This is a genomic window from Myxococcus vastator (assembly GCF_010894475.1).
Classification (GTDB): Bacteria; Myxococcota; Myxococcia; order Myxococcales; family Myxococcaceae; genus Myxococcus; species Myxococcus vastator.
This window is the reverse complement of record NZ_JAAIYB010000762.1, coordinates 1-2,078: the sequence shown is the minus strand read 5'-3', so window position 1 is coordinate 2,078 and position 2,078 is coordinate 1. Positions and strand designations below refer to the sequence as shown.

At 70.5% G+C, this 2,078-nt stretch carries 3 protein-coding genes and 1 pseudogene; 2 read left to right on the top strand and 2 right to left on the bottom strand.

All coding sequences use genetic code 11. The features are described 5' to 3' along the window. A pseudogene (locus G4D87_RS36995) lies at positions 1–269 on the top strand (hypothetical protein); the annotation flags it as partial. 62 nt (positions 270–331) lie between these two features. After that, on the top strand, positions 332–1,060 hold the full coding sequence (locus G4D87_RS36990; RefSeq protein ID WP_163787477.1) for a PHP-associated domain-containing protein: 729 nt from the start codon (positions 332–334) through the stop codon (positions 1,058–1,060). A 21-nt stretch (positions 1,061–1,081) separates the two neighbouring features. On the opposite strand, the gene G4D87_RS36985 is transcribed toward G4D87_RS36990, so the two are convergent. Further along, positions 1,082–1,828 (bottom strand): hypothetical protein, encoded by a 747-nt coding sequence (locus G4D87_RS36985; protein WP_163787476.1) that lies wholly within the window; start codon positions 1,826–1,828, stop codon positions 1,082–1,084. 42 nt (positions 1,829–1,870) lie between these two features. After that, positions 1,871–2,078: hypothetical protein (locus tag G4D87_RS39100; protein WP_240358918.1), on the bottom strand; the 208-nt coding region annotated here is incomplete at its 5' end.

Here is a 2,078-nt window from a genome sequence, read left to right as displayed (position 1 = left end):
ACAGGACCAAGAAGGACCTGGCCGTAGACTTCATCAACACCATCCGGACGATGGAGCCCTCCGCGCTGAATGCGCTCATCGTCAAGGAAGCAGGTGAAGAGCTGGCCCAGTTCTTCCTCAATTACAGCGCGAATCTCATCTCCAAGGACCCGTCCCGGGTGCTGGAGAACACGTCCTCGCTGATGCTGATGGGGTACCTCATCCGCACCTACGAGGAGAAGAACACCCAGGCCACCCAGGGCACCTTCCAGTCCTACGCGTTCGCCTGAGCCGGGGGCAGGGCGTTGCAGGCTCGACAGGGCTCGGGGGAGCCTGTTAGGGAGCAGCGCCCATGCTCATCGACCTGCACGCCCATTCCCACCTGTCCAAGGGTTGCGAGCTGGACCCTCGCGCCGTGCTGGAGCGGGCCGCCTTGTTCGGCCTGGACGGGGTGGCCTTCACCGAGACGAACACCCAGGACGGCTGCGACGAGCTCTTCGAGATCGGCGCGAAGTCGAAGCTGAAGGTCTTCGTCGGGCTGGAGCTGGTGACGGACCGTGGACAGTACCTGTGCTTCTTCCCGAAGCCGGAGCTGGCCCCGGAGCCGGTGCAGATGTGGGGCAGCAACCGCGAGAAGCCGTGGAGCGCCGCCGAGTGTCTTCCCAAGGTGAAGGCCCTGGGCGCCGCCATCATCGCCGCGCGGCCCTATGACCGGGACTCACAGAACCCGGCCATGGACTTCATCCGCTCCCTCAGCGTGCTGAGCGCCGTGGAGGGCTACAACGCCCGGGTGAAGCAGACGTCCAATGACCTGGCCGTGGAGGCCGCGGCGGCGCTGAAGCTCCCCTGTGTCGGAGGCAGCGACGCCCGGGGCTCGCTCGACGAGGTCGGCCGGGGCGCCACGCTCTTCAAGCGGCCGGTGCAGACGCAGGCCGAGCTGGTGGCCGAGCTGCTGAAGGGGGATTTCTGGCCGGTGATGGCCGGTGACCTTCCCCGGCTCACGCGCCCGGGTGAAGCCCAGGCGGCGCGCAAGTCCGGGGGTGGTGGCCGCGGCGGTGGTGGCAAGCGCCGCCGTCGCTAGCCGGCGCTCACCGCGGTCCGCTCAGGGGGCGACCGGGTCGCCGCCTTCCTCGGCGCGCGCGAGGCGTCCGTCCGTGAAGAAGGCGCGGCGGCGGCCACCGGGGTAGATCCACTCCTCGTTCCTGGCCGTGCCTTCCAGGGAGCGCCGCACCGTCTCCGGCGGGCCCCAGGCCATGCGCGCGGCGTCCGCGGACATGTTGGCCACCAGGCGCTTCTCGCGCACGGCCTCCTGCACCGCGGGGGGGAGCGCGTCCAGGGTGGGCTTCAAGTCCCGCGCGGACAGGTACTTCTCCAGCTCCGTGCGGAAGTCCTCCGGACGGTCCAGGTTGGGCGGCATCACCAGGATGAGCGGCGGCGCGTTGGCCGGCGCGCCGGCCTCCGTGAGGTACACCCAGGGCCAGGCGCGCGGGCTGTAGAGGACGCGCTCGGTGATGACCCAGGAGGTGGGGAACTCCACGCGGGTGATGCGCACCTTCGTCCCGGCGGGGAGCACGCGCTCCACGGCGCCTGGGTTGATGGGGGTGCCCTTCGTGTCGTCGAGCAGCCGGACGTCCTCGGGCGCGTAGGGCGTCAGCAGGCGCTTGGAGGCGTCACCGAAGAGCGGCGTGACGTTGCTGGAGACGCGGAGGTACTGCTCCGCCTCCGGGCCGGAGAGCGTCTGGTGGAGGGAGGTCCGCGCCTCGGGCGGCATGCGCGTCTGGGACGCACAGCCCGCGCCAAGCACGGTCAGCAGGGACAGGGACAGGATTCGGAATGGGGCGAGCGGCATGGCACCTCCGCGGGACAGGGCCCGGCAGAGGTCCTGATTAGCTCACCGGGCTGGCTGCGTCAGCGGGGATGGCTCCAGCGCCTCGCGCTTGCCGCCGCGGCATCCGCGCTGGGAGGGGCAGATGGGGCCGCGGCCATGCGGGTCCGCGACGAGCAGGAAACGGCCGAGCCCGCGGGTGTCCGTCAGCTCCGGATGGCCACACAGCGCGCAGTGACGAGGAGGACGCTTGGAGGGGGGGAAGGGCACGGGG

What these genes read in the sequence shown, in the direction of transcription:
- G4D87_RS36990 (WP_163787477.1), top strand. Translation starts at nt 332, where the DNA reads ATGCTCATCGACCTGCACGCCCATTCCCACCTGTCCAAGGGTTGCGAG.
- G4D87_RS36985 (WP_163787476.1), bottom strand. Translation starts at nt 1,828, where the DNA reads ATGCCGCTCGCCCCATTCCGAATCCTGTCCCTGTCCCTGCTGACCGTG.